The organism is Pseudomonas sp. WT-JTC, assembly GCF_056711565.1.
The window spans coordinates 6,374,904-6,399,017 of record NZ_CM160042.1 but is presented as its reverse complement, the minus strand read 5'-3'; the positions used below and the strand labels follow the sequence as shown (position 1 = coordinate 6,399,017).

The 24,114-nt window shown below is 61.3% G+C and carries 24 protein-coding genes, 1 other RNA gene and 1 pseudogene; 14 read left to right on the top strand and 12 right to left on the bottom strand.

The genetic code is table 11. From position 1 onward, the window contains the following. The first annotated feature begins 81 nt into the window (after window positions 1-81). Window positions 82-489: a flagellar basal body-associated protein FliL gene (locus AC06G5_RS29150; protein WP_413426496.1), complete on the top strand. Its 408-nt coding sequence runs from the start codon at window positions 82-84 to the stop codon at window positions 487-489. Window positions 490-632: 143 nt separating this feature from the next. Here the strand turns inward: AC06G5_RS29150 and AC06G5_RS29145 are convergent, their stop codons facing one another. Then, window positions 633-1,085 (bottom strand): EVE domain-containing protein, encoded by a 453-nt coding sequence (locus AC06G5_RS29145; protein ID WP_413703829.1) that lies wholly within the window; start codon window positions 1,083-1,085, stop codon window positions 633-635. 195 nt (window positions 1,086-1,280) lie between these two features. Here AC06G5_RS29145 and AC06G5_RS29140 point away from each other — a divergent pair, with 195 nt between their 5' ends. Next, complete coding sequence (locus tag AC06G5_RS29140; protein ID WP_196373703.1) at window positions 1,281-1,436, top strand: hypothetical protein; 156 nt, start codon at window positions 1,281-1,283, stop codon at window positions 1,434-1,436. A 35-nt stretch (window positions 1,437-1,471) separates the two neighbouring features. Here the strand turns inward: AC06G5_RS29140 and AC06G5_RS29135 are convergent, their stop codons facing one another. The 4 genes from AC06G5_RS29135 to AC06G5_RS29120 all read right to left on the bottom strand — a co-directional run bounded on the left by AC06G5_RS29135 (window position 1,472) and on the right by AC06G5_RS29120 (window position 2,896). Beyond that, window positions 1,472-2,077 carry a 5-formyltetrahydrofolate cyclo-ligase gene (locus AC06G5_RS29135; RefSeq protein WP_008015434.1) on the bottom strand — a complete coding sequence of 202 codons (606 nt, stop codon included), beginning with the start codon at window positions 2,075-2,077 and terminating at the stop codon, window positions 1,472-1,474. An 86-nt stretch (window positions 2,078-2,163) separates the two neighbouring features. Next, window positions 2,164-2,342, bottom strand: a non-coding RNA gene (gene ssrS / locus AC06G5_RS29130) — 6S RNA. Window positions 2,343-2,372: 30 nt separating this feature from the next. Continuing rightward, window positions 2,373-2,690 carry a cell division protein ZapA gene (locus AC06G5_RS29125; protein ID WP_015097304.1) on the bottom strand — a complete coding sequence of 106 codons (318 nt, stop codon included), beginning with the start codon at window positions 2,688-2,690 and terminating at the stop codon, window positions 2,373-2,375. After that, on the bottom strand, window positions 2,687-2,896 hold the full coding sequence (locus AC06G5_RS29120; RefSeq protein ID WP_007982902.1) for a TIGR02449 family protein: 210 nt from the start codon (window positions 2,894-2,896) through the stop codon (window positions 2,687-2,689). Before AC06G5_RS29120 ends, AC06G5_RS29125 begins: the two co-directional genes overlap by 4 nt. A 194-nt stretch (window positions 2,897-3,090) precedes the next feature. Between AC06G5_RS29120 and AC06G5_RS29115 the strand changes: the two genes are divergently transcribed. The 9 genes and pseudogenes from AC06G5_RS29115 to gcvH all read left to right on the top strand — a co-directional run bounded on the left by AC06G5_RS29115 (window position 3,091) and on the right by gcvH (window position 12,284). Beyond that, window positions 3,091-3,645, top strand: coding sequence for a YecA/YgfB family protein (locus tag AC06G5_RS29115; RefSeq protein ID WP_111282885.1), 555 nt, complete (start codon window positions 3,091-3,093; stop codon window positions 3,643-3,645). A gap of 27 nt (window positions 3,646-3,672) precedes the next feature. After that, a complete protein-coding gene (gene pepP, locus AC06G5_RS29110) occupies window positions 3,673-5,007 on the top strand; it encodes a Xaa-Pro aminopeptidase (RefSeq protein WP_480458669.1) in 1,335 nt (444 codons plus the stop codon). Next, the gene (gene ubiH / locus AC06G5_RS29105; protein ID WP_413703830.1) at window positions 5,004-6,191 is read left to right on the top strand and encodes a 2-octaprenyl-6-methoxyphenyl hydroxylase; all 1,188 of its coding nucleotides are present in this window, start codon (window positions 5,004-5,006) and stop codon (window positions 6,189-6,191) included. Before pepP ends, ubiH begins: the two co-directional genes overlap by 4 nt. Window positions 6,192-6,229: 38 nt before the next feature. Then, window positions 6,230-6,340, top strand: a pseudogene (locus AC06G5_RS29100) (tetrameric acyl-CoA thioesterase); the annotation flags it as partial. A gap of 9 nt (window positions 6,341-6,349) precedes the next feature. Continuing rightward, on the top strand, window positions 6,350-7,567 hold the full coding sequence (locus AC06G5_RS29095; protein WP_413705517.1) for a 2-octaprenyl-3-methyl-6-methoxy-1,4-benzoquinol hydroxylase: 1,218 nt from the start codon (window positions 6,350-6,352) through the stop codon (window positions 7,565-7,567). Between the two features lie 220 nt (window positions 7,568-7,787). Beyond that, complete coding sequence (locus tag AC06G5_RS29090) at window positions 7,788-8,792, top strand: extracellular solute-binding protein (RefSeq protein ID WP_413426506.1); 1,005 nt, start codon at window positions 7,788-7,790, stop codon at window positions 8,790-8,792. A gap of 203 nt (window positions 8,793-8,995) precedes the next feature. Then, window positions 8,996-10,612, top strand: coding sequence for an ABC transporter permease (locus tag AC06G5_RS29085; protein WP_413426508.1), 1,617 nt, complete (start codon window positions 8,996-8,998; stop codon window positions 10,610-10,612). 156 nt (window positions 10,613-10,768) lie between these two features. After that, the gene (gene gcvT / locus AC06G5_RS29080) at window positions 10,769-11,851 is read left to right on the top strand and encodes a glycine cleavage system aminomethyltransferase GcvT (RefSeq protein ID WP_413426510.1); all 1,083 of its coding nucleotides are present in this window, start codon (window positions 10,769-10,771) and stop codon (window positions 11,849-11,851) included. A gap of 49 nt (window positions 11,852-11,900) precedes the next feature. Next, window positions 11,901-12,284: a glycine cleavage system protein GcvH gene (gene gcvH, locus AC06G5_RS29075; protein WP_413426512.1), complete on the top strand. Its 384-nt coding sequence runs from the start codon at window positions 11,901-11,903 to the stop codon at window positions 12,282-12,284. Window positions 12,285-12,330: 46 nt separating this feature from the next. Here gcvH and AC06G5_RS29070 read toward each other — a convergent pair whose 3' ends face one another. Beyond that, entirely contained in the window at window positions 12,331-13,470 is a 1,140-nt protein-coding gene (locus AC06G5_RS29070; protein ID WP_413426514.1) for a DegT/DnrJ/EryC1/StrS family aminotransferase, read from the bottom strand. 154 nt (window positions 13,471-13,624) lie between these two features. Between AC06G5_RS29070 and gcvP the strand changes: the two genes are divergently transcribed. Further along, the gene (gene gcvP / locus AC06G5_RS29065; protein ID WP_413703831.1) at window positions 13,625-16,498 is read left to right on the top strand and encodes an aminomethyl-transferring glycine dehydrogenase; all 2,874 of its coding nucleotides are present in this window, start codon (window positions 13,625-13,627) and stop codon (window positions 16,496-16,498) included. A gap of 205 nt (window positions 16,499-16,703) precedes the next feature. Here the strand turns inward: gcvP and AC06G5_RS29060 are convergent, their stop codons facing one another. The 5 genes from AC06G5_RS29060 to AC06G5_RS29040 form a co-directional block, all read right to left on the bottom strand. Next, entirely contained in the window at window positions 16,704-17,021 is a 318-nt protein-coding gene (locus AC06G5_RS29060) for a DUF2388 domain-containing protein (protein ID WP_085716288.1), read from the bottom strand. A 68-nt stretch (window positions 17,022-17,089) separates the two neighbouring features. Beyond that, window positions 17,090-17,539 carry an NfeD family protein gene (locus tag AC06G5_RS29055; protein ID WP_111282872.1) on the bottom strand — a complete coding sequence of 150 codons (450 nt, stop codon included), beginning with the start codon at window positions 17,537-17,539 and terminating at the stop codon, window positions 17,090-17,092. An 8-nt stretch (window positions 17,540-17,547) separates the two neighbouring features. Continuing rightward, window positions 17,548-18,468, bottom strand: coding sequence for an SPFH domain-containing protein (locus tag AC06G5_RS29050; RefSeq protein ID WP_413426519.1), 921 nt, complete (start codon window positions 18,466-18,468; stop codon window positions 17,548-17,550). 83 nt (window positions 18,469-18,551) lie between these two features. Further along, the gene (tfpB, locus tag AC06G5_RS29045; RefSeq protein ID WP_480458666.1) at window positions 18,552-20,336 is read right to left on the bottom strand and encodes a type IV pilus assembly ATPase TfpB; all 1,785 of its coding nucleotides are present in this window, start codon (window positions 20,334-20,336) and stop codon (window positions 18,552-18,554) included. A gap of 90 nt (window positions 20,337-20,426) precedes the next feature. Continuing rightward, complete coding sequence (locus tag AC06G5_RS29040; protein ID WP_413426523.1) at window positions 20,427-20,765, bottom strand: hypothetical protein; 339 nt, start codon at window positions 20,763-20,765, stop codon at window positions 20,427-20,429. 126 nt (window positions 20,766-20,891) lie between these two features. Between AC06G5_RS29040 and AC06G5_RS29035 the strand changes: the two genes are divergently transcribed. Continuing rightward, window positions 20,892-21,362: an Lrp/AsnC family transcriptional regulator gene (locus AC06G5_RS29035; RefSeq protein ID WP_413426525.1), complete on the top strand. Its 471-nt coding sequence runs from the start codon at window positions 20,892-20,894 to the stop codon at window positions 21,360-21,362. A gap of 50 nt (window positions 21,363-21,412) precedes the next feature. Here AC06G5_RS29035 and AC06G5_RS29030 read toward each other — a convergent pair whose 3' ends face one another. Further along, window positions 21,413-22,780 carry a CYTH domain-containing protein gene (locus AC06G5_RS29030; RefSeq protein ID WP_413421931.1) on the bottom strand — a complete coding sequence of 456 codons (1,368 nt, stop codon included), beginning with the start codon at window positions 22,778-22,780 and terminating at the stop codon, window positions 21,413-21,415. Window positions 22,781-22,937: 157 nt separating this feature from the next. On the opposite strand from AC06G5_RS29030, the gene argE reads away from it, so the two are divergent. Further along, complete coding sequence (argE, locus tag AC06G5_RS29025) at window positions 22,938-24,086, top strand: acetylornithine deacetylase (RefSeq protein WP_413421929.1); 1,149 nt, start codon at window positions 22,938-22,940, stop codon at window positions 24,084-24,086. The last annotated feature ends 28 nt before the right edge of the window (window positions 24,087-24,114 follow it).

The following is a 24,114-nucleotide window of genomic DNA, read 5'->3' as shown; positions in this document are numbered from 1 at the left end:
CCGGCCCTGATAGTCAGCCATAAGCTTGTGCTTGTGCGACGGGTCGTTATGCTAGGCCGCAAACCGGATAAGGAGCGAATTGTGAAAGCGTGGATCATGTTGTTGCTGGCCCTGTCTCTGCCTGTGGCAGCGGTGGCCGAAGAAGCCAAAGAAGATGCAGCTCCGAAGGTCAGCTACATCACCCTGAGTCCGCCGTTCGTGGGTAACTACGGGCTGGACGGCACGCCGAAACTGAAGGTCTACAAGGCCGATGTGGCGTTGCGGGTGACCGGTGACGAGGCCGCCAAGGCAGTGAAGGCCAATGAACCTTTGATCCGCAATCAATTGGTCGCGCTGTTCGCCCAGCAGACCACCGAGACGATGAACAACGTCGAGGCCAAGGAGAAGCTGCGTCAAGAGGCCCTGAAACAGGCCCAGCAGGTGATGAACGATGAAACCGGGAAACCTGTGGTTGAGGATCTGTTGTTCAACAACCTGATCATTCAGTAAGTTTTCCGCCGCCTGTACCGGCCTCTTCGCGGGCAAGCCCGCTCCCACAGTGGATTTGTGTTGGAACATGATCATATGTCCACAACAGGAACCCTGTGGGAGCGGGCTTGCCCGCGAATGCATTCTGACAGACGTCGAAAATCTCAGGGTTTGAGTGCAATCACCGCCGCCCACTGCTGCGCGGTTACCGGCATCACCGAAAGCCGCGAACCTTTCTGCACCAATGGCAACTCGGCCAGCGCCGTCTGTTGCTTCAGATAATCCAGTTTCAGCACTCGGGCAAACGTCTCGACATGCGCGACATCGATCGCGCTCCAGGCGTTTTTCTCCGGGGTGGCCTTATGGTCAAAATAATGGCTCTCCGGCTCCAGTGCCGTCGGGTCCGGATAGGCGGCTTCGACAATCCTGCCGATCCCGGCGATACCCGGCTCGGGGCAGCTGGAATGATAGAAAAAGAACTCGTCCCCCACCGCCATGGCCCGCAGGAAATTGCGTGCCTGATAGTTACGAACCCCGTCCCAGCGCGCTTTGCCGAGTTTTTCCAGCCCTTTGATCGAGAGTTCGTCAGGCTCGGATTTCATCAGCCAATAGGCCATGTCTTTTGCTCCTTGCGTGGTGATTGAGCAGCTTGTCGGCAATTTTATGACAAACCGACAGTCGGTTGACGTCAGCATTTGCGCAGCGGTTCACGTTGTCGCAAAATGCCGGCCTTTAAAGCTTGACGCTGCTGCACGGCCTGTAAACGGAAACCGCTGCTGTCATCGTGTTGATATGCCTTTGGGGGGCAATCGATGAAACGCAAACCGGATTTACTATGGATTTTGGTCATTTTGTTTGGCCTTGGCGTCGTGACCACTGGCTATGCCCAAAGCCTGTGGGCCAACAAGACCGATGCACCGGTCGAGCTCGGCCAATTGCAGCAACAGTCGACAGCCTTCAAGCGCTGATCCTGTTGCCGTGGCGCCACTGATCGAAGTGGTGCCTAGCCTGCGTAATACCAGGCCTTGTCTGTCACCGTTCCTTGCAACGGCACATCCCAGCTCGCCTGAGCCAATCGCTCCACCTTCTGACATTCGTGGGCAAGCCCCAACAGCGTAGGCTTGCGCCAGTCCTGTCGGCGCGCCAGGTAGGCCAGGCTCCGGTCGTAGAAGCCACCCCCCATCCCCAGGCGTCCGCCGACATCGTCAAAACCCACCAATGGCAACAACACCAGGTCCAGCGCCCAGATCCTGCGCTGCCGGGCGAGGTTGGCCCGTGGTTCGAGGATGCGAAAGCGGTTGGGTTTGAGTTTCTCCCCGGGCCGGATGCGCTGGAACACCATTTTGGTTCGCGGCCAGGCACTCAGCACCGGCAGGTAGGTGGCCTTGCCCCGGCGCTGTGCGGCACGCAGCAGCAGGCGCGGATCAATTTCACCGTCGGTCGGCAGATAGAGCGAGATGTGTCTGGCGCGGCGGAACAGCGGTTGCTGGGCCAGTTGCTTGTATAGCCCGCGAGCGGCCTGGCGCTGTTGACTCGGTGTCAGTGCGCGGCGGGCGTTGCGCAGCATGCGTCGAAGTTGCGGGCGGGGTAGCAGCGCAGGTTCGGTCATGGATTCGGGCTTCGGCAGGACGGATACGCAAAGCGTACCTGTAAAAACGCCGATGCCGGTATTTAAACCGGCATCGGACTGGAATCAGGCTCCCCGAATGTGTCGCTGTCGACTTAGCCCTTGAACCCGAAAGTTCAAGGTGGAAGATGCAGTAGGCTTTAAGGCTTTCCGTCTAGCGGACATGCACACCAGCCCAACGTGCAACCTCCAGGGTATAGCAAATCGGCTCAGGGACATCGCCAACTGGCAAGCACCCCAGGGAGTGATTCGAGTATACCTCAAGCGATCGCGCGAATCAGCCTTTGGTGACGTCCGGATCGGTGGCGAGCACCAGATCGACGCGATCGAGCAGGTCGCGCACCTGCTCACGGGTCGAGCCGCTGACCTGTACATCCGGGCGATCTTCCTTGTGCAGCAGATCGTGGGTGATGTTCAGCGCGGCCATCACGGCGATACGGTCGGCGCCGATGACTTTGCCGCTGCTGCGGATCTCGCGCATCTTGCCGTCCAGATAACGGGCGGCGCTGATCAGGTTGCTGCGCTCTTCCTGAGGGCAGATGATCGAATACTCTTTGTCGAGGATCTGCACGGTGACGCTATTGCTTGAACTCATGAGTCTTGCTCCAGGGCCTTGAGGCGCGAAATCATCGATTCGACCTTACGTCGGGCGATTTCGTTTTTTTCAATGAGGTGCGCGCGTTCCTCGCGCCAGGTCTTTTCCTGAGCTAGTAAGAGTCCGTTTTGACTCTTAAGTTGCTCGACTCGGGTAATCAGCAGTTCGAGTCTGGCCATCAGCGCTTGCAGGTCGGTGTCTTCCATTGTCTTCACTGTCTGATGGGTGTCGGACTGTAGGAGCGAGCTTGCTCGCGATGAGCCCGAGAACGTCGCGGGGTGTCAGGTACCCAGCGTTATCGTTGGCGACCATCGCGAGCGTGCTCGCTCCTACAGGGGTAGTCGATGTAGGATACAAGGCCTTCATTCTAGACATAGCGCCGTCTGGCGCCTAGCTGCCCATGACCATTCAGAATTCCCCGTACCAAGCCTTCGCCACCTTGCTGACTTCCAGCGGTCACAACGTCTCGCCTGCCGAACTGCACGGCCTGCTGCTCGGCCGCAGCTGCGCCGGCGCCGGTTTCGACGCCGAAGGCTGGCTGATCGACGCCGCCGAACTGCTCGAAAACGAGCCTCAGGACAACGTTCGCAGCGCCCTGATCGGCCTGCAGGAAATGGTCAAGGGCGAACTCACCGGCGATGACGTGACCGTCGTACTGCTGCTACCGACCGACGATGCTCCGCTCACCGAGCGTGCCGCCGCACTGGGCCAATGGTGCCAGGGCTTCCTCAGCGGTTTCGGCCTGAACTGCCGTGACAGCAGCATGCTGAGCACCGAGGCCACAGAAGTTTTGCAGGACCTGGCAGCCATTTCCCAGGTGCAAGACGCGCTGGAAGAGTCCGAGGACGGCGAAACCGACTATATGGAAGTCATGGAGTACCTGCGCGTTGCACCGCTGCTGCTGTTCTCCGAGACCAAAAAAGACGTGCCAGCCGCCAAACCGTCGCTGCACTAATCGTTTGCCAGGGAACGCCATCTGCCCATGATCCACATCCCGAAATCGGAATACAGCCGTCGCCGCAAGGCCCTGATGGCGCAGATGGAACCCAACAGCATCGCCATCCTGCCCGCCGCCGCGGTGGCCATTCGTAACCGCGACGTCGAGCACGTTTACCGCCAGGACAGCGACTTCCAGTACCTCAGCGGTTTTCCCGAGCCCCAGGCCGTACTGGTGTTGATGCCGGGGCGGGTGCATGGCGAATACATCCTGTTCTGCCGCGAGCGCAACGCCGAGCGCGAGCTGTGGGATGGCCTGCGTGCCGGGCAGGAAGGTGCGATTCGCGATTTCGGCGCCGACGACGCCTTTCCGATCACTGATATCGACGACATCCTGCCGGGCCTGATCGAAGGCCGTGACCGGGTGTATTCGGCCATGGGCAGCAACCCTGAATTCGACCGCCACCTGATGGAGTGGATCAACGTGATCCGTTCCAAGGCCAACCTCGGTGCCCAGCCACCGAACGAATTCGTTGCCCTGGATCATCTGCTGCACGACATGCGCCTGTATAAATCGGCGGCGGAAGTGAAAGTGATGCGTGAGGCGGCGCGGATTTCCGCCCAGGCGCACGTGCGGGCGATGCAGGCCTGTCGCGCCGGGTTGCACGAATTCAGCCTGGAAGCCGAGCTCGATTACGAGTTCCGCAAGGGCGGGGCGAAGATGCCGGCCTACGGCTCGATCGTCGCGGCGGGGCGCAACAGCTGCATCCTGCATTACCAGCAGAATGACGCGGTACTCAAGGACGGTGATCTGGTGCTGATCGATGCCGGTTGCGAGATCGACTGTTACGCCAGCGACATCACCCGGACCTTTCCGGTCAGTGGCAAGTATTCAGCGGAACAGAAAGCGATTTACGAATTGGTGCTGGCCTCCCAGGAGGCCGCCTTTGCCGAAATCGCCCCGAACAAACACTGGAATCAGGCGCACGAGGCTACGGTCCGGGTCATCACGGCCGGGCTGGTCAAGCTGGGGCTGCTGCGGGGCGACGTCGACGAACTGATCGCCAGCGAAGCCTACAAGGCGTTCTACATGCACCGCGCCGGGCATTGGCTTGGCATGGATGTGCATGATGTCGGCGAATACAAGGTCGGCGGCGAGTGGCGCGTGCTGGAGGTCGGCATGGCGCTGACCGTGGAGCCGGGGATCTATATCGCCCCGGACAACCAGAGCGTGGCGAAGAAATGGCGCGGCATTGGCGTGCGCATCGAGGACGACGTAGTGGTCACCAAAACCGGCTGTGAAATATTGACGGGCGGCGTGCCGAAAACCGTCACCGAGATCGAGGCCCTGATGGCCGCCGCGCGGACACAAGCGGCATGAGTCGAGTCAACCTGGCAATCATCGGTGGCGGGCTGGTCGGTGCAAGCCTGGCGCTTGCACTGCAGGCCGGCGCCAAAGCCCGGGGCTGGAAGATCGTGCTGATCGAGCCGTTCGCCCCTGGCGACACCTGGCAACCGAGTTACGACGCCCGTTCTTCGGCGTTGTCCTTCGGCTCGCGGCAAATCTATCAACGGTTGGGCATCTGGCAGGAAGTCACCCGCCGCGCCGAGCCGATCAAGCAGATTCATGTGTCCGACCGTGGACGTTTCTCCACCGCCCGGTTGTCGGCGATGGAAGAGGGCGTTCCAGCGCTGGGTTATGTCGTTGAAAACGCCTGGCTCGGCCAATGCCTGTGGCAAGGCCTGGACAAGGATGTGATCAGTTGGCGTTGTCCGGCGGAGGTCACTCGCATGGAGCCGCTGACCGATGGCTATCGCCTGACCCTCAACGATGAAACCATCCTGGAATGCGACCTCGCGGTGCTCGCCGATGGTGGCCGTTCCGGCCTGCGCGAGCAATTGGGGATCGGCATCCGCAAGCGTCCGTACAACCAGAGCGCGCTGATCGCCAACATCACCCCGAGTGAAGCCCACAACGGCATGGCCTTTGAGCGTTTCACCGACGAAGGCCCGATGGCATTGCTGCCGCTGCCGGAAAACCGCTGCGCACTGGTCTGGACCCGCCTGGGCATGGACGCGCAACGCCTGGCGGCACTCGATGAGCGCAGCTTCCTCAGCGAGTTGCAGGGTGTGTTCGGTTATCGCCTTGGCGCATTGAAACAGGTCGGTGCGCGGCATCTGTATCCGCTGACACTGGTCGAGGCCGAAGAACAGGTGCGTCCGCATCTGGCGGTGCTCGGCAACGCGGCGCACAGCCTGCATCCGATTGCCGGCCAGGGGTTCAACCTGTCCCTGCGCGATGCCCAGGCCCTGGCCGATGCCTTGCTCGCCAGCGAAAAACCATTGGGTGACTTCGCCACGTTGCAAGCCTATCGCGAACGCCAGCGTCTCGATCAGGACCTCACCGTGGGCTTCTCTGATCAGGTCACGCGCCTGTTCGGCAGCACCCAGCCGCTGGTGTCCCTGGGGCGCAACATCGGCCTGCTCGGCCTCGATCTGCTGCCACCGGCCAAGCGCTGGTTTGCCCGACAGGCGATGGGGCTGGGTACCCGTCCAGATGCGTGACGGGCTGATCCGCCGTTTTGGCAAGGCACGACTGATAAAAATACCTGGCGCAATTGCAGGTCGACATTCATGACGGCGCCGGCCACCTGGTGGCGCGGGTCGGGAAAACCCTTTACGTGCGGCTCAAGCCGCAAGAGAGACAGGCTTAAAGCATGGAAATGCGTGCAGATCTGCTGATTGTCGGGGCCGGAATGGTCGGCAGCGCCCTGGCGCTGGCGTTGCAGGACAGCGGGCTGGAAGTCCTGCTGCTGGACGGCAGCCCCATGAGTGTCAAACCCTTCAACACTCAGGCCGCGTTTGAACCGCGGGTGAGCGCCTTGTCGGCCGCCAGCCAGCGGATTCTCGAACGCCTTGGCGTCTGGGATGGCATTGCCGGGCGGCGCAGCAGCCCCTACACCGACATGCAGGTCTGGGATGGCAGCGGCACCGGGCAAATCCACTTCTCGGCGGCCAGTGTGCATGCCGAAGTGTTGGGGCATATCGTCGAGAACCGCGTGGTCCAGGATGCCTTGCTTGACCGCCTGCACGACTGCGACCTGGGGTTGCTGGCCAATGCACGGCTGGAACAGATGCGCCGCTCCGGCGATGACTGGCTGTTGACCCTGGCCGATGGCCGCACGTTGCGCGCACCGCTGGTGATCGCAGCGGACGGCGCCAACTCGGCGGTGCGGCGCCTGACCGGGGTCGCGACCCGCGAATGGGATTATCTGCACCATGCCATCGTCACCAGCGTGCGTTGCGCCAAACCGCATCAGATGACGGCCTGGCAGCGCTTCACCGACACCGGTCCGCTGGCGTTTCTGCCCCTTGAGCGCGACGGCCAACAGGATTGGTGTTCGATCGTCTGGTCGACCACACCAGGCGAGGCCGAACGTCTGATGGCGATGGATGAACAAGGCTTCTGCAAGGCGCTGGAGCGGGCCTTTGAAGGTCGGCTCGGCGATGTACTGAGCACCGACCCGCGCCTGTGCGTGCCCCTGCGTCAGCGGCATGCCAAGCGTTATGTGGCTGAAGGCCTGGCGTTGATCGGCGATGCGGCCCACACCATTCACCCATTGGCCGGGCAAGGTGTGAATCTCGGATTTCTCGATGCCGCCGTGCTGGCCGAAGTGTTGCTGCAAGCGGCAAACCGTGGCGAACGCCTGGCGGATGTGAAAGTCCTCAGCCGTTACGAGCGTCGGCGCATGCCTCACAACCTGGCGCTGATGGCGGCGATGGAAGGCTTCGAGCGCTTGTTCCAGGCCGATCCGTTGCCGGTGCGCTGGTTGCGCAATACCGGGTTGAAAATGGTTGAGAAAATGCCGGAAGCCAAGGCCTTGTTCGTGCGTGAAGCGCTGGGGCTGACCGGGGATTTGCCGGCGTTGGCCAAGCCCTGAGGTTTGCGTTGAGCCTACTGGCCCCTTCGCGGGCAAGCCCGCTCCTACAGGGATTGCGCTGTACCTGTGGGAGCGGGCTTGCCCGCGAAGGCGTCAGCACAAGCACCACAACTTCCAAGCAGCGCAACATCTGGTAACTCCTCCGCAAGCGGGTTCGATTGAGAAGCTAAATGTGAGTCCTTATCATTTGGCCTCATTTCTCAATCGAGGGACCGCTCCCATGTTGGCACCGAAGCGTCTACTGACTGCACTGGCCTTGACCCTGATCGGTAGCACCGCCGCCCAGGCCGCTGACGAGGTGGTGGTCTACTCCTCGCGAATCGACGAGCTGATCAAGCCGGTATTCGATGCCTACACCGCCAAGACCGGTGTGAAGGTGAAGTTCATCACCGACAAGGAAGCGCCACTGATGCAGCGGCTCAAGGCCGAGGGCGCGAATACGCCGGCCGACCTGCTGCTCACCGTTGATGCCGGCAACCTCTGGCAAGCCGAGCAGATGGGCATCCTCCAGCCGTTCACCTCGAAAACCATCGACGCCAACATTCCGCTGCAATACCGGGCAGCCTCCCACGCCTGGACCGGCCTGAGCCTGCGGGCGCGGACCATTGCCTACTCAACCGATCGGGTGAAGCCGGGTGAATTGACCACCTACGAAGCGCTGGCCGACAAGCAATGGGAAGGCCGCCTGTGCCTGCGCACGGCGAAGAAGGTCTATAACCAGTCCCTGACCGCGACCATGATCGAAGTGCACGGTGCCGGGAAGACCGAGGAAATCCTCAAGGGCTGGGTCAAGAACCTGTCCACTGACGTGTTCTCCGACGACACCGCCGTGCTGGAAGCGATCAATGCCGGCCAGTGCGACGTCGGTATCGTCAACACCTACTACTACGGCCGCCTGCACAAGCAGAAGCCAGACCTGCCGGTGAAGCTGTTCTGGCCGAACCAGGCTGATCGTGGCGTACACGTGAACCTGTCGGGTATCGGCCTGACACAACACGCGCCGCACCCGGAAGCGGCCAAGGCCCTGGTGGAGTGGATGACTACGCCTGAAGCGCAGAAAATCTTTGCCGACGTGAACCAGGAATTCCCGGCGAACCCTGCCGTTCATCCATCCGAAGAAGTGGCGGCCTGGGGCAAGTTCATTGCAGATACCTTGCCGGTGGAAATTGCCGGCAAGCGCCAGGCTGAAGCGATTCGCATGATGGACAAGGCTGGCTGGAACTGAGTCAGCCGTTATGCTGCGCCCCGCCTATGCGGGGCGTTTGTTTTTGCGCTACGCGCCTCTGACGCTGTAGGAGCGAGCTTGCTCGCGATGAACGTCAACGATAACGCGGGGGGCTGATGGTCCGCGGTGCCCTGACGCTCATCGCGAGCGAGCTCGCTCCTACAGTGTCGATCTCATCCATCAGATAGTAGAGAACCAAGCCTGTGGCCCACCCCGCCCAACGCCGCTGGTATCCAGTCGTCTTCGCCATCGCTGCGCTGGTCCTTTTGCCCCTGAGCGTCCTGCTGCTTTCCTGGCAAACCATTGACGTTCAAATCTGGTCCCACCTGTGGGACACACAGATGCCACGCCTGCTGGGCAACACGCTGACGCTGGTGCTCGGTGTCGGTGCGGGTGTCACCTTGCTGGGCGTCAGCCTCGCCTGGCTGACCAGCCTCTGTGAATTCCCCGGCAGGCGCTGGCTGGACTGGGCATTGATGCTGCCCTTTGCGATTCCAGCCTATGTGCTCGCGTTCGTGTTTGTCGGCCTGCTGGATTTCGCCGGCCCTGTGCAAACCCTGCTGCGCGAGTGGTTCGGCAGTGGTCTGCGGCTGCCGCGCGTGCGCTCCACGGGCGGTGTGATTGTGGTGCTGGTGCTGGTTTTCTATCCCTATGTATATCTGCTGGCCCGCACGGCTTTCCTCGCCCAGGGCAAAGGCCTGATGGAAGCGGCACGGGTCCTTGGCCAATCGCCCTGGCACGCGTTCTGGCGGGTGGCACTGCCCATGGCGCGGCCGGCCATCGGTGCGGGAGTGGCATTGGCGCTGATGGAAACCCTGGCGGATTTCGGCGCGGTGTCGGTGTTCAACTTCGATACCTTCACCACGGCCATCTACAAGACCTGGTACGGTTTTTTCAGCCTGTCTTCCGCCGCGCAACTGGCCAGCCTGTTGCTGCTGGTGGTGATGCTCGTGCTGTACGGCGAACGGCGTGCTCGCGGGGCCAACCGGGCGAGCAACGAGCGACCACGGGTCAAGGCGCTGTATCACCTGCGAGGCGTCAAGGCGCTGGCAGCCATGACATGGTGCGGGCTGGTATTTGCCTGCGCCTTTGTCATTCCAATGCTGCAACTGATGGTGTGGTTCTGGCAGCGTGGGCGTTTCGATCTCGATGAGCGCTACGCCGGGTTGATCGTCCATACCTTGTACCTGGGGGCGATGGCGGCGTTGATCACCGTCAGCGTCGCCTTGTTACTGGCGTTTGCCCGACGACTGGCGCCCACCCGGGTCATTCGCTCCGGGATCAGTCTGGCCAACCTGGGTTATGCCTTGCCGGGTTCGGTGCTGGCGGTGTCGATCATGCTGGCGTTCAGTTACCTCGATCGCGAGCTGGTGATCCCGCTCTCGAGCTGGCTCGGTGGCGCGGGCAAGCCGCTGCTGCTGGGCAGTCTGTCAGCGTTGTTGCTGGCCTATCTGGTGCGCTTCATTGCGGTGGCCTATGGGCCACTGGAAAGCAGCCTGGCGCGTATACGGCCATCTTTGCCCGAAGCGGCACGTAGCCTTGGCGTCAGTGGACCACGACTGTTTTTCAAAGTGTATCTACCATTGTTGTTGCCCGGCACCTTGAGCGCTGGGCTGCTGGTGTTCGTCGACGTGCTCAAGGAAATGCCCGCGACCCTGCTGATGCGCCCGTTTGGCTGGGACACGCTGGCGGTGCGGATCTTTGAAATGACCAGTGAAGGAGAGTGGGCGAGGGCATCTTTGCCAGCGTTGACACTGGTGCTGGTCGGCCTGTTACCGGTCATCGGATTGATCCGGCGCTCAGCACATCGAAACAGCTAGGTGTCAGTCCTACACCTTGCGGCTACAATGCGCGGCATTCGGTGCGGTCCGTCTGACAGACCAGGTAGCTGAAATCGGCTAAAGGCCCTTTGTTTCAAGGCATTCAGTCCGTGCAGCACTTGCCCGCACCTTCGCCACGCCCGGAAGGAGAAACCCATGGGACAGCGTACGCCTCTGTATGACCTTCATCTCGCATTCGGCGCGAAGATGGTCGATTTTGGCGGTTGGGACATGCCTCTGCATTATGGATCGCAGGTCGAGGAACACCATCAGGTGCGCCGCGATTGCGGTGTCTTCGATGTATCCCACATGACCGTAATCGACGTCGGCGGTCCCCAGGCCAAAGCCTGGCTCCGGCATTTGCTGGCCAATGATGTCGAGCGCCTGCACAGCCCCGGCCGTGCGTTGTACAGCACCATGCTCAACGAGCAGGGCGGCATCGTCGACGACATGATCGTCTATCGTCTCGATGAGGGTTATCGCCTGGTGGTCAATGCCTCCACCCGCGATCAGGACATGGCCTGGATGCAAGCGCATCTCGACGGTTTCGACGTGCAACTTCGCGAACGTTCCGAGTTGGCGATGCTGGCCATTCAGGGCCCCCACGCCCGGCAAAAAATTGCCGAGCTGGTCAGCCAGTCCCGCGGCAACCTGATCCAGCTCCTCAAGCCCTTCGAAGGCCTGTCCGATGGTGACTGGTTCATCGCGCGCACCGGTTATACCGGCGAAGACGGCCTGGAAATCATTCTGCCGGCCGATCAGACGCCAGGATTTTTCAACGATCTGGTCGGCGCCGGGATTTCTCCCATCGGCCTTGGCGCACGGGATACCTTGCGGGTCGAAGCCGGCATGAACCTTTACGGTCAGGACATCCAGCAGGACATTTCACCGTTGGCCTCCAATATGGCCTGGACCATTGCCTGGGAACCTGCCACCCGGCAGTTCATCGGGCGCAAGGCGCTGGAAGCGGAGCAGGCTGCCGGTGTACAGCAAAAACTGGTCGGTCTGGTCCTTGAGGAGCGAGGTGTTTTGCGCGCTCATCAGGTGGTCCGCATCGCCGATGTTGGCGAAGGGGAGATCACCAGTGGTAGTTTCTCTCCTACGCTTAGCAAGTCGATTGCACTGGCGCGCGTGCCGATGGCAACTGCCGACCGCGCTGAAGTGGAAATCCGTGGCAAGTGGTACCCGGTACGAGTGGTCAAACCGACCTTCGTCCGTCACGGCAAAACCTTGATCTAACCTATTCCGGCGGGCACGACCGCTGACCTATTTCCTGAGGACACAGAACATGAGCAATATCCCCGCCGACCTGCGTTTTGCCGAAAGTCACGAATGGGCACGTCTGGAAGCCGATGGCACCGTCACCGTGGGCATCAGCGATCACGCGCAGGAAGCGCTGGGTGATGTGGTGTTCGTTGAATTGACCGAAGTCGGCAACGTGTTTGCCGCTGAAGATCAGGCCGGTGTCGTTGAGTCGGTCAAGGCCGCTTCCGACATCTACTCCCCGATTGCCGGCGAAGTGATCGCGGTCAACGAAGCGCTGAGTGGTGAGCCTGAACTGCTCAACTCCGATCCGTACGGTGCCTGGATCTTCAAGCTCAAGCCAAACAACGCTGCAGACCTGGAAAAACTGCTGGATGCTGCCGGCTACAAGGCTGCCATCGGCGAGTAATGCTCGCCCCTGCAGGAGCCGGCAAGCCGGCTCCTGCAGGGGTTGTTCAAGGTTTCAGTACCGCTTTCACGGCCGCCACCGAACGCTCGACATCCGCTTTGCTCATCGCCGTGAACATCGGCAACGAGACAATCAATCGACCGACCCGCTCGGCGACCGGGAACATGCCTTCCTTGAATCCGCGCTCGCGGTAAAGGCTCAACAGGTGAATCGGCGGGTAGTGATAGCCGATCCCGACACCCAATGCCTGCATCTGCTCCATGAACATCGCCCGCGCCGGTTTGCCATCCGTACGCTCCGGCAGTACCAGTTGGAACAAATGCCAGTTGCTGTGGGTGAAATCCGCTGGCGGCAGTTGCGCTCCGTACTGCGCTTCGAAATCCTCGCCAAAGCAGGCGAAATAGTGTCGGGCCAGGTCACGGCGATGCGCGGTGATCGCTTCGATATGGGCAAACTGCCCCAGGCCAATGGCTGCGGCGACGTCGGTCATGTTGAACTTGCCACCCAGCACATCGACGTCCAGGCCATCGAAACCATTGCGGGTAACGCCCTGCAGCCGGTATTTCTCTGCCAGTCGCACTTCTTCGGCCGTATTCAACACCAGGCAACCGCCCTCGGAGGAGGTGACGTTTTTGTTCGCCTGGAAACTGAAGGACACGAAATCACCGGTCGAGCCAATGCGCTGGCCGTTCCAGCTGGAGCCCAATGCCTGGGCCGCATCTTCGACGATCCGCAGACCGTGCTTTTTCGCCAGGGCGTACAACCGCGTCATGTCCACGGGCAGCCCGGCGAGATACACCGGGATGATGGCCTTGGTGCGGGGGGTAATTGCCGCTTCCAGTTGATCCAGATCGATATTGCGGGTCACCGGGTCGATGTCGGCAAACACCGGGGTGGCGCCGACTTCCAGGATGACGTTGGCAGTGGCTACCCAGGAAATCGGCGTGGTAATCACTTCATCGCCCGGCCCGACCCCGGCAATACGCAAAGCGATTTCCATGGTGCAGGTGCCGGAATTGAAGGTGCGCACCGGGCGCCCGCCAAAATACTCCGAGAGTTGCGCTTCGAAGGCCTGGACCTTGGGGCCGCTGGTGATCCAGCCCGAGCGCAATACGTCGCCGACAGCGGCAATCGTGGTTTCATCGATGGTGGGTTTGGAAAACGGCAGGAACGGCAGTTGGCTCATGAATACAGTCACCCGATCAGCGGACATTAGGTAGGCGCCGCACATGATGATCCGGATTGGATCGCCGCGCTACGTCATCCACGCGGATATCGACTGCTATGCTGGTTTGACCGTGTTGCATCGACGCTGAGCGCCAGTCAAGAGAGAGCCCGTCATGTCCCAGTTGCCGTCCCTGAGCCAGTTACACGACCCCAATGCCTTTCTGCGCCGCCACCTCGGCCCCGATGCCGTCGAGCAACAGGCGATGCTCGACAGTCTCGGCCTGGGCAGCCGGGTCGAATTGATCGAGCAAACCGTGCCGCCGGGCATCCGCCTCAACCGGGCGCTGGACCTGCCGCCGGCGCTCGATGAAGAGGCCGCGCTGGCCAAACTTCGCGGTTATGCCGAACAGAACCAGGTCTGGACCAGCCTGATCGGCATGGGCTACCACGGCACCCTCACACCGGCCGTCATTTTGCGTAACGTGCTGGAAAATCCCGGCTGGTACACCGCGTACACACCCTATCAGCCGGAGATCGCCCAAGGGCGGCTCGAAGCGCTGCTGAACTTCCAGCAATTGACCATCGACTTGACCGGTCTTGAGCTAGCCAACGCCTCGCTGCTTGATGAGGCCACTGCCGCGGCGGAAGCCATGGCCCTGGCCAAGCGGGTCGCCAAGTCCAAAAGCAACCTGTTCTTTGTCGATGAAAACTGTCACCCACAAACCGTTTCCGTGGTGCAGACCCGCGCTGAAGGCTTCGGCTTCGAGCTGATCGTCGACACTGTGGATAACTTGAAGCAGCACCAGGTGTTCGGCGCGCTGCTGCAGTACCCTGACACCCACGGCGAGATCCACGATCTGCGGCCGCTGGTTGATTACCTGCACGCGCAGCAGGCCCTGGCCTGTGTCGCCACTGATTTGCTGAGCCTGTTGTTGTTGACTCCGCCGGGTGAACTGGGCGCCGATGTGGTGTTCGGCTCGTCCCAGCGATTTGGCGTGCCCATGGGCTACGGTGGGCCCCATGCGGCATTTTTTGCCAGCCGCGATGAATACAAGCGAGCGATTCCCGGGCGGATCATCGGTGTTTCGAAAGATGCGCGGGGCAACACCGCCCTGCGCATGGCCCTGCAAACCCGCGAGCAACACATCCGCCGGGAGAAGGCCAACTCCAACATCTGCACGGCTCAGGTGCTGCTGGCCAATATCGCCAGTTTTTATGCGGTCTACCACGGCCCGGAAGGGCTCAAGCGGATCGCACAGCGGGTTCATCGGCTGACCTGCATCCTTGCCGCCGGGCTTGAGCGCAACGGTGTTACCCGGGTCAACCGGCACTTCTTCGACACCCTGACGCTGGAGGTGGGAGGAACCCAGACCGCCATCATCGAAAGTGCCCGGGCCGCGCAGATCAACCTGCGCATTCTCGGGCGCGGCCAACTGGGCTTGAGCCTCGACGAGACCTGCGACGAAGGCACCGTGGCGAAGCTGTTCGACGTGTTTCTGGGAGCCGATCACGGGCTCAGCATCGAGGACCTGGATGCCGAAGTCTTGCCTGGCGGAATTCCCGACGGGTTGGCGCGTACTTCACCTTATCTGCGCCACCCCGTGTTCAGCACCCATCACAGCGAAACCGAGATGCTGCGTTACCTCAAGCAACTGGAAAACAAGGACCTGGCACTCAATCAATCGATGATCCCGCTGGGCTCCTGCACCATGAAGCTGAACGCCACCAGCGAGATGATCCCGATCACCTGGCCCCAGTTCGCCAACCTGCATCCGTTCGTGCCGAAAGAGCAGGCTACCGGGTATGGGTTGATGATCGAAGAGCTGGAGCGCTGGCTGTGCGCGATCACCGGTTTCGATGCGATCTGCATGCAGCCCAATTCCGGTGCCCAAGGCGAATACGCCGGGCTGCTGGCGATCCGCAAATACCATGAGAGCCGTCATCAGGGCGGCCGCGATATTTGCCTGATTCCTTCGTCGGCCCACGGCACCAATCCCGCGTCGGCGCAAATGGCCGGGATGCGCGTGGTGATCGTCGAGTGTGACGAGGCGGGCAACGTCGACCTGGATGACCTCAAGGAAAAAGCCGCGCAGGCCGCAGACAAACTCGCCTGCCTGATGGCGACCTATCCTTCGACCCATGGCGTGTATGAGGAAGGCATCAGCGAAATCTGTGAAGTGATCCACCAGCACGGCGGTCAGGTGTACATGGATGGCGCCAACCTCAACGCGCAGGTCGGGCTGGCGCGGCCGGCCGATATTGGCGCCGATGTCTCGCACATGAACCTGCACAAGACTTTCTGCATTCCCCATGGTGGCGGTGGGCCGGGCATGGGGCCGATTGGCGTTCGGGCGCATCTGGCACCGTTCGTGGCCAACCATCCGGTGGTGCCGATCGAAGGGCCGCACCCGCAAAATGGTGCCGTCAGCGCAGCGCCCTGGGGCAGCGCAAGCATTTTGCCGATCAGCTGGATGTACATCGCCATGATGGGGCCGCAATTGGCGGACGCCAGCGAAGTGGCGATCCTCGCCGCGAATTACCTGGCGCGGCATTTGTCGGGCGCGTTCCCGGTGCTGTACACCGGGCGCAACGAACGAGTAGCTCACGAATGCATCCTCGACCTGCGACCGCTCAAGGCATTGACCGGTATCACCGAGGAGGACGTGGCCAAGCGCCTGATGGATTACGGCTTCCATGCCCCGACCATGTCATTTCCGGTGCCCGGGACGCTGATGGTCGAACCGACCGAAAGTGAATCGAAGGCGGAGCTGGACCGGTTTATCGGAGCAATGTTGAGCATTCGCGCGGAAATCAACGAGGTGCAAAATGGCAACTGGCCGGCTGAAGAAAACCCGTTGAAAGGTGCGCCGCACACGTTGGCCGACATCACCGGAGTGTGGGAACGGCCATACAGCATCGAGCAAGCGGTCACGCCGGACGAGCACACCAAGGCTCACAAATACTGGCCGGTGGTGAACCGGGTGGACAACGTGTATGGGGACCGGAACCTGTTTTGTGCGTGTGTGCCGGTGGATGATTACCGCTGACCTCCCAGGCAACACATGTCCCCTGTAGGAGCGAGCTTGCTCGCGATGGACTCAAGAGCGCTGCGTTTAGTCAGTAAACACGCGGCATCGTTAACGACCATCGCGAGCAAGCTCGCTCCTACAGGGGTATCAGTGAACATGAGACAGGTGTAGGCAGGGCAAAAAAATGCCGCTCATGTGAGCGGCATTTTTATGCGGGTATTACTTATTCCGAAGCCACGGCATTCTTCGCCAGGATCGCGTTCGCCAGTTCCATGTCCGTGGCTTGCAGGCCCGGGTTGGCTGCGCGGACTTTCTGTATGGCCGATTCCAGGTACGGGCCGCGGATACCGCCGTCGCTGGCGACGAAGCTGCTGGCGTCGTCCTGTGCCGCGACGATCAGCTTGTTATCCCTGGACGTCAGATAGCTCGAACCGGTGGTTGCGCCGGATGTAAGAACGTTACGCCAAAAAGTATCGGCCATCGCCGAGCCGACAGGCAGGGACAACAGGGCGACGGTAGCGACAGCAAGCTTGAAACGCATGAAAGGGTGACTCCACTGGGTTAACTACGCCCTTGGATTGCCAACCCTCAATCGAGTTCCATGGTCACTTATTCCGCCGCTTCGACCAGCAGGACTGCGCCTTGCTGGCCGACCACCCGCACGCGGCTGCCAATGGCAGTGTCCGGCCCGCGGGCCATCCACACGCCGTCGGCCACCTTGATTTTGCCGCGACCGTCGACAATCGCTTCATGCACCACAAAGGTTTTGCCGATCAGTTCCTGGCCACGCAGATTCAGGTGCGGCTGATCGCTCGGACGCGTCGCCGTGCGTTGACGCCGCCACCAGTACAACGCGGTGGCGATCGACAGCAGGCCGAACAACAGAAACTGCCATTCCCAGGACAGGCCCGGCAGGAGGAAGGTCAAGACGCCCACGGCGGCCGCCGCCATGCCGATCCACAACAGGTAGCCGCCAGCGCCGAAGACTTCAAGAATCAACAGCACCGTGCCCAGCGCCAACCAGTCCCAGAACGAAAGGTGCTGCAAAAATGCCCACATGGTGCGCCTCAGGCTTTCTTGTTATCGAAAGTGGCCTTGACGATTTCGCCAATGCCGCCCACCGCACCGATCATCGAACTGGCCTCCAGCGGCATCAGGATCACTTTGCTGTTGTTGGCCGAAGACAATTTGCCCAGCGCATCGATGTACTTCTGCGCCACGAAGTAATTGACCGCTTGCACGTTGCCGCTGGCGATGGCCTCGGACACCACTTTGGTGGCCTGGGCTTCTGCCTGGGCTTGTCGTTCGCGGGCTTCGGCCTCCAGGAAGGCGGCTTGCCGGCTGCCTTCGGCTTCGAGGATCTGTGCCTGCTTCTTGCCTTCGGCGGTCAGGATCGCTGCTGCACGCAGGCCTTCGGCTTCCAGAATTTGTGCACGCTTGATTCGTTCGGCTTTCATCTGTCCCGACATTGCCGCCATCAGGTCGGCGGGCGGGCTGATGTCCTTGATTTCGATCCGGGTGATCTTGATGCCCCACGGCGCGGTTGCTTCATCGACGGTGCGCAGCAGTTTTTCGTTAATGGCGTCACGCTGGCTGAGCATGGCGTCGAGTTCCATCGAGCCGAGCACCGTACGGATGTTGGTTTGCAGCAGGTTGCGGATGGCGTGCTCGAGGTTGTTGACCTCGTAGGCGGCCTGGGCCGAGTTGACCACCTGGAAGAAACACACGGCGTCGATCTGCACCGTGGCGTTGTCGGCGGTGATGACTTCCTGCGGCGGAATATCCAGCACGCTTTCCATCACGTTCATCTTGCGACCGATGCGGTCCATGACCGGAACGATGACGTTCAGCCCCGGCTTGAGCGTGTTGGTGTAGCGCCCGAAACGCTCGACGGTCCATTCAAAGCCCTGGGGCACGACCTTGAAGCCCATGAGCAGAATGGCGACCACCAGGCCGATAAAAAGCAAAAGCACACTACCGATCTGCATAACGATTCCTTGTTGATGTGTGGATCTGTGGAGTTGCACTCGCTGGAGTGTAGCGGGGCCCTGCCGGATAAGAGCAGCCGGGCTCAGTTTTGCTCGCTCTGGGGTGTCACTCGCAAAACCTCCTCGATTGTCGTCAATCCGGCGGCCACCTTTTGTGCCCCTGACAACCGCAGGCTGCGCATGCCTTCCTTGAATGCCTGCCGCCGCACGGCCAGCAGATCGGTATCGGGGCTTATCAGCGCTTTGATGCCATCGCTCAGTTGCATGATTTCGTAGACACCGGCGCGCCCGTGATAACCGGTGTCGCGGCATTCCAGGCAACCGACGGCACGCTGGGCATTGCCCGGCAATGGTGCCTGCCAGGGACGGGTCAGGGTTTGCCAGTCGTCTTCGCCCAGCGTCAGCGGCGCCTTGCAGTGCGGGCACAGGGTTCGCACCAGCCGCTGGGCCATGACGCCAAGCACTGTGGCCTTGATCAGGTAGTGCGGCACGCCGAGTTCCAGCAGGCGACTGATGGCACCGGGTGCATCGTTGGTGTGCAGGGTCGACAGCACCAGGTGCCCGGTGAGCGCAGCCTGGATCGCCATCTCCGCGGTTTCGAGGTCGCGGATCTCGCCGATCATGATGATGTCCGGGTCTTGCCGCATCAGCGCGCGCACGCCGGCGGCGAAGGTCAGGTCGATATTGTGCTGGACCTGCATCTGGTTGAACGCCGGCTCGACCATTTCAATCGGGTCTTCGATGGTGCAGAGGTTGACCTGCGGCGTCGCCAGTTTTTTCAGGGTGGTGTAGAGGGTAGTGGTCTTGCCCGAACCCGTCGGCCCGGTGACGAGGATGATGCCGTGGGGCTGGCGGGTCATGTCCAGCCAGCGGCGCAGGTCGTCGACAGAAAACCCGAGCTGGTCGAAGTCCTTGAGCAGGACTTCCGGGTCGAAGATCCGCATGACCATTTTTTCGCCGAAGGCTGTAGGCAGTGTCGACAGGCGCAGTTCGACTTCGCCCCCGTCCGGGGTCTTGGTTTTCACCCGGCCGTCCTGGGGTTTGCGCTTTTCCGCGACGTTCATGCGCCCCAGGGTTTTCAGGCGACTGACGATGGCCATGGTGACCTGGGGCGGGAATTGATAGACGTTGTGCAGCACGCCGTCGATGCGAAAGCGCACCGTGCCTTGCTCGCGCCGGGGTTCGATGTGGATGTCGCTGGCGCGTTGCTGGAACGCGTACTGGAACAGCCAGTCGACGATATTGACGATGTGTGCGTCGTTGGCGTCCGGCTCCTGGTCGCTGGCGCCGAGGTTGAGCAACTGTTCGAAATTGCCGAGGGTACTGACTTGCGGGTCGGCGCTGTTCGCCCCGGTGACCGATTTGGCCAGGCGGAAGAATTCGACGCTCAAGCGCTGGATCTCCACCGGGTTGGCCACCACGCGCTTGATCGGCAATTTGAGCACGTGGGTCAGGTCAGCCTCCCAGCCGCTGACATAAGGCTGGGCGCTGGCCACGGTCACCGCATCACGGTCGATCGCTACCGCGAGGATCTTGTGGCGCTGGGCAAAGGCATAGGACATCAGCGGAGTCACGACCGCGACGTTGATTTTCAATGGATCGATGCGCAGGTAAGGCTGGCCGGCCTGCCGGGACAGCCACAGGGTCAGGCTTTCGAGGTCCAGCGGTTTGCCGGGACGGCTGAGGTCGTCCAGCTGTTGGCTGGCGATGAACTCCAGCGGATGCATCTGGCCATGGGTGGCGTTGCGGCGGCGGGCATTGAGTGCGTGTTCGGCCGAATCCTGGCTGATAAAGCCCTGGGCGACCAGTTCGCGCAGCACATCATTGAGATCCAGCCAGCGGTCCTGAAGGGCGATTTGTACGGACATGCGGGCTCCTTTTGAACGACAGTCCGCAAAGGATAGCCGTGGCCCGACTGACCGCTGGGCCACTACCCGACAAAGCCGTTTCGGAGTTTTTCAGCCCGCCGCTTGAACCGCCTCGGCCCATGCGCAATCAGCTTCTTGCAGCTCCACCGAGCAGACGCTGATCAGGTTGCGAAGTTTTTCCGCAATCACTTGCGCACGGTGCCAGCTCAAACCGTCGATGACGATCTCGATGGCCAGCCAGTCGTCCTGGCGCTGCACGTTGACCTGCTCCGGCGTGAGCAATTGCAAGGCGAACAGGTTGAGGGCGCGACACAGCAGGTCGGGTTCTGCCTCGGCCAGCATTTGATAGCGAACACGGCAATGGGCGTTGCTGACGTTCCAGACATCGGCACGGGCAGGCGGGGTGTTCACGGCTTCGAGATACGGCATGGTCAGGCTCCAGAATTACTGGAGAAATGTTTACATCCTGTGCCGGGTATTTCTTCTCTATGATTGGCAACATTGTAGAAATTTAGAATCAATCAATTCACTTATTGACCAACAAAGGGTTTTTTTATGCAAAGCGAGCTGGATGGCTATGACCGCAAGATCCTCGCCTTGCTGCAAGAGGATGCTTCGCTTTCCAGCGCGCAGATCGCCGAGCAGGTGGGGCTCTCGCAATCGCCGTGCTGGCGGCGGATTCAGCGGATGAAAGAGGAGGGCATCATTCGCGGCCAGGTGACCTTGCTCGACCGCAAGAAAATCGGCCTGAACACACAGATCTTCGCCGAGGTGAAACTCAATGCCCACGGGCGTTCGAACTTCACCGAATTCACCGAGGCGATTCGCGGCTTTCCGGAAGTGCTGGAGTGCTACGTGTTGATGGGGGCGGTGGACTTCCTGCTGCGGATTGTCACGGCGGACATCGAGGCGTATGAGCGCTTCTTCTTTGAGAAGCTGTCGATGGTACCGGGGATTCAGGAGGTCAATTCGATCGTGGCGTTGTCGGAGATCAAGTCGACCACCAGTTTGCCGGTGTTGCGCTGATGATGCTTGAGGGAGCTTGTGGCGAGGGGGCAAGCCCTCGCCACAAGGTATTACAGACGCAACAGCATTTTCCAGGCGCGGTTCTGATACACCGCAATCGCCTGCTGCTTGCGCGCATCCAGGACTTCGTCGGTGATCGATTCGTTGGCCAGTTGTGCCAGCTTGTTCAGCTCACCGTACAGTCGATCCATTTCCGGGATCTCCAGCACGCTACGCGCATGGTGCAGCCAGACCTGGATGCGTTCGATGCGCGGCAGTTGCTCGGCCAGGTCTTCTGGCTGTTGCTGGTAGCGCTGCAATTGCAGCGAGTTGGCTTCTTCGCCCAGCAGGCGCGGCAACCAGCTGCCCAGTTGCGCAGCGCCCTGGCGATTGCCACGGGTGTTGCGATCGGCGGCCCAGGTGCGGGCCAGCAACCAGCGCGAGGTGGTCAGGGAGAACAGGCCCCAGCGCGGGTCTTCGAGTTCTTCGAGGAACTGCTCGGGTGCGGCCTTGCGCACGTCTTCATCGTCCAGGCCGGCCTGGACCAGCGGGCGCCAGTCCTCCAGCAAGGCATCGAGCGCGATTCGCAGATCGTGGGTCGACTGACGCGGAGCGGCCTGGCCCAGGCTGCTGATCAGCGCGCGCATTTCCGCGAGGTTTTCGACCCAGTCCTGCAGCAGGCGCCAGTGACCGTTGAAGCGATACTGCTCGGCCAGACGCTGGCTGCTGCCCAGCAAATGCCAGCTCAGTGCGGCGAACGCGTCGTCCAGCGGCGTTTCGGCGCTGATCTGCGGTGCCGGCAGGCTCAACGAATAACTGTGGGCGTCGTACAGACGATAACCGCGCTCGGCCTTGCTGATGTCGCATGGCATCAGGGCCAGTTTCTCGGCCAGTTCGGCGGCCAGTTCCAGCAACGCGGCCGGCTCGCCTTCGCGCAGTTCCAGCTCTAGCTCGCAGATTTCTTCTTTCTGCTTGCCAACCACGACGTGACCCAGGTCCAGTGCGGCTTCGATGACCACTTTGGTCTTGCCGCGGCCCCAGGCGATTTCCGCGCGTTCGCGGACGAAGTCGGTGGTGAAGATCGGCTTCAGGGTTTTCTTGTCCAGTTCAGCCAGTTCCTCGGGCCAGCATTCGCCGTCGAGTTTCTTCAGGTCGAGCTTGGCTTTGGGCAGGTTCCAGTCGTACTCGTTACGTACCGACAGACCGGCGACGCTCTGGCCGCGGGTCTTGAGGGTCTGGATCACTTCGTCGCCATCCTTGCGCAGACGCAGGGCGACCTTGGCCTGGGCCAGGTCACGCTCGGGCGTGTCGAAGTACTGGTTCATCAACTCACGGCGTTCCCAGCCACTTTTGTTGCGTTTTTTCAGTAACGGGTGCTCGCGCAGGGCGGCGAGGGTTTCGCGGCTGACGCGGAGTTTGATTTCGGTTTCTTTCTGCATGGCCGGAAAATCCAGGATCGGGAGCGCAGCCGGGGGAATGTGTGGCTGCCAAGGTCGTGCAGTGTACAGGACTCAAGGTTAGTACGCGCCGCGACGGTTTATTCCTGTCATCGGTTGGCTCTATGATGGACTTCAATTCGGGAGCCGGGAGTCAGCGATGCCATTGCCGTCGATGAAAGAACAATTCGCTGCGCTGATTGCTGCACCGTCCGTCAGTTGCACCCAACCCAGTCTCGATCAGACCAACCGCCCGGTCATCGATCTGCTGGCGACGTGGCTCGGTGAGCTGGGTTTTACCTGTGAGATCCAGCAGGTCAGCCCCGGCAAGTTCAACCTGCTGGCCAGTTTCGGTTCCGGTCCCGGCGGCCTGGTGCTGGCCGGGCACAGCGACACCGTGCCGTTCGACGCTGCGCTGTGGCAAACCGACCCGTTGAAGCTGACTGAAGTCGACGGTCGCTGGATCGGTCTGGGCAGTTGCGACATGAAGGGCTTTTTTGCCCTGGCGATCGAGGCGGTCATACCGCTGCTCGATCAGCCGTTCAAACAGCCGTTGCTGATTCTCGCCACCTGTGATGAAGAAAGCTCGATGTCCGGCGCTCGCGCGCTGGCCGAAGCGGGGCGACCGCTGGGGCGGGCGGCGGTGATCGGCGAACCGACCGGGCTCAAGCCGATCCGCATGCACAAAGGCATCATGATGGAGCGCATCGACATCCTCGGTCAGAGCGGTCATTCCTCCGACCCGCGCCTGGGCCACAGCGCCCTGGAAGCCATGCACGATGCCATCGGTGAACTGCGTGGCCTGCGCTTGTTATGGCAGCGCGAATTCCGCAATCCACAGTTTGGCGTGCCGACGCCCACGATGAATTTCGGCTGCATCCATGGCGGCGACAACCCCAACCGCATCTGCGGCCAGTGTTCGCTGGAATTCGATCTGCGGCCGCTGCCCGGCATGGACCCCAAGGTCCTGCGCGCCGAGATCCTGCAGAAGCTCAAGCCGGTTGCCGAGCGGCATCAGGTCAAGATCGATTACGCGCCGTTGTTCCCCGAAGTGCCGCCCTTCGAGCAGGCCGAGGACGCCGAGTTGGTGCGCCTTGCCGAAAAGCTCACCGGCCACAGCGCCGAAGCAGTGGCGTTCGGCACCGAAGCACCTTATCTTCAGCGCCTTGGCTGTGAAACGCTGGTGCTTGGCCCGGGTGATATCGCCTGCGCCCACCAGCCGGGGGAATACCTCGAAATGTCACGTTTGCAGCCTACGGTGCATCTACTACGACAGTTGATTGAGCATTACTGCCTAACCCCTCTGTAGGAGCGAGCTTGCTCGCGATGGATGTTAA

Excerpts from the sequence above, each read along its gene's own strand:
- AC06G5_RS29145 (WP_413703829.1), bottom strand. The coding sequence starts at position 1,085 with ATGGCCTATTGGCTGATGAAATCCGAGCCTGACGAACTCTCGATCAAA.
- AC06G5_RS29140 (WP_196373703.1), top strand. The coding sequence starts at position 1,281 with ATGAAACGCAAACCGGATTTACTATGGATTTTGGTCATTTTGTTTGGC.
- AC06G5_RS29135 (WP_008015434.1), bottom strand. The coding sequence starts at position 2,077 with ATGACCGAACCTGCGCTGCTACCCCGCCCGCAACTTCGACGCATGCTG.
- AC06G5_RS29125 (WP_015097304.1), bottom strand. The coding sequence starts at position 2,690 with ATGAGTTCAAGCAATAGCGTCACCGTGCAGATCCTCGACAAAGAGTAT.
- AC06G5_RS29120 (WP_007982902.1), bottom strand. The coding sequence starts at position 2,896 with ATGGAAGACACCGACCTGCAAGCGCTGATGGCCAGACTCGAACTGCTG.
- AC06G5_RS29115 (WP_111282885.1), top strand. The coding sequence starts at position 3,091 with ATGACCATTCAGAATTCCCCGTACCAAGCCTTCGCCACCTTGCTGACT.
- pepP (WP_480458669.1), top strand. The coding sequence starts at position 3,673 with ATGATCCACATCCCGAAATCGGAATACAGCCGTCGCCGCAAGGCCCTG.
- ubiH (WP_413703830.1), top strand. The coding sequence starts at position 5,004 with ATGAGTCGAGTCAACCTGGCAATCATCGGTGGCGGGCTGGTCGGTGCA.
- AC06G5_RS29095 (WP_413705517.1), top strand. The coding sequence starts at position 6,350 with ATGCGTGCAGATCTGCTGATTGTCGGGGCCGGAATGGTCGGCAGCGCC.
- AC06G5_RS29090 (WP_413426506.1), top strand. The coding sequence starts at position 7,788 with ATGTTGGCACCGAAGCGTCTACTGACTGCACTGGCCTTGACCCTGATC.
- gcvT (WP_413426510.1), top strand. The coding sequence starts at position 10,769 with ATGGGACAGCGTACGCCTCTGTATGACCTTCATCTCGCATTCGGCGCG.
- gcvH (WP_413426512.1), top strand. The coding sequence starts at position 11,901 with ATGAGCAATATCCCCGCCGACCTGCGTTTTGCCGAAAGTCACGAATGG.
- AC06G5_RS29070 (WP_413426514.1), bottom strand. The coding sequence starts at position 13,470 with ATGAGCCAACTGCCGTTCCTGCCGTTTTCCAAACCCACCATCGATGAA.
- gcvP (WP_413703831.1), top strand. The coding sequence starts at position 13,625 with ATGTCCCAGTTGCCGTCCCTGAGCCAGTTACACGACCCCAATGCCTTT.
- AC06G5_RS29060 (WP_085716288.1), bottom strand. The coding sequence starts at position 17,021 with ATGCGTTTCAAGCTTGCTGTCGCTACCGTCGCCCTGTTGTCCCTGCCT.
- AC06G5_RS29055 (WP_111282872.1), bottom strand. The coding sequence starts at position 17,539 with ATGTGGGCATTTTTGCAGCACCTTTCGTTCTGGGACTGGTTGGCGCTG.
- AC06G5_RS29050 (WP_413426519.1), bottom strand. The coding sequence starts at position 18,468 with ATGCAGATCGGTAGTGTGCTTTTGCTTTTTATCGGCCTGGTGGTCGCC.
- tfpB (WP_480458666.1), bottom strand. The coding sequence starts at position 20,336 with ATGTCCGTACAAATCGCCCTTCAGGACCGCTGGCTGGATCTCAATGAT.
- AC06G5_RS29040 (WP_413426523.1), bottom strand. The coding sequence starts at position 20,765 with ATGCCGTATCTCGAAGCCGTGAACACCCCGCCTGCCCGTGCCGATGTC.
- AC06G5_RS29035 (WP_413426525.1), top strand. The coding sequence starts at position 20,892 with ATGCAAAGCGAGCTGGATGGCTATGACCGCAAGATCCTCGCCTTGCTG.
- AC06G5_RS29030 (WP_413421931.1), bottom strand. The coding sequence starts at position 22,780 with ATGCAGAAAGAAACCGAAATCAAACTCCGCGTCAGCCGCGAAACCCTC.
- argE (WP_413421929.1), top strand. The coding sequence starts at position 22,938 with ATGCCATTGCCGTCGATGAAAGAACAATTCGCTGCGCTGATTGCTGCA.